Genomic DNA, 458 nt, shown 5'->3' with positions numbered 1-458 from the left:
GGACCGGACTGTCCGGCAACGGCCCGCGTCGACTATTGTGGCATCCGTCACACTCGAGTTTCCCCGACCCTCGGAGGTCCTGCATGTCCAGCACCGTCTCCGCGCCGGCGCCCGCGCCGGCGCCACAGCGCACCCGGGAGGAGTTCACCGGCCGGTGGGCCTTCATCCTGGCGGCCATCGGCTCCGCCGTGGGCCTCGGCAACCTCTGGCGCTTCCCCTACGTCGCCTATGAGAACGGCGGCGGCGCGTTCGTCATCCCCTACCTGATCGCGCTGCTCACCGCGGGCATCCCGCTCCTGTTCTTCGACTACGCGATCGGCCACCGCTTCCGCGGCTCCGCGCCGCTGGCGTTCCGGCGCCTGTCCCGGTGGACCGAGACCGTCGGCTGGTGGCAGGTGCTCATCTGCGTCGTCATCGGGATCTACTACGCCGCGATCATCGGCTGGGCGATCATGTAC

The 458-nt window shown here is 69.9% G+C and carries 1 pseudogene; it reads left to right on the top strand.

Annotated features, from left to right (window positions below):
- Nucleotides 1-83: 83 nt before the first annotated feature.
- Nucleotides 84-458: pseudogene (locus ACOMDU_RS13660) on the top strand (hypothetical protein); the annotation flags it as partial.

It is taken from the genome of Vescimonas sanitatis (assembly GCF_049060325.1).
Classification (GTDB): Bacteria; Bacillota; Clostridia; order Oscillospirales; family Oscillospiraceae; genus Vescimonas; species Vescimonas sanitatis.
The sequence above is the reverse complement of the archived record's forward strand: the minus strand, read 5'-3'. Positions and strand labels throughout refer to the sequence as shown.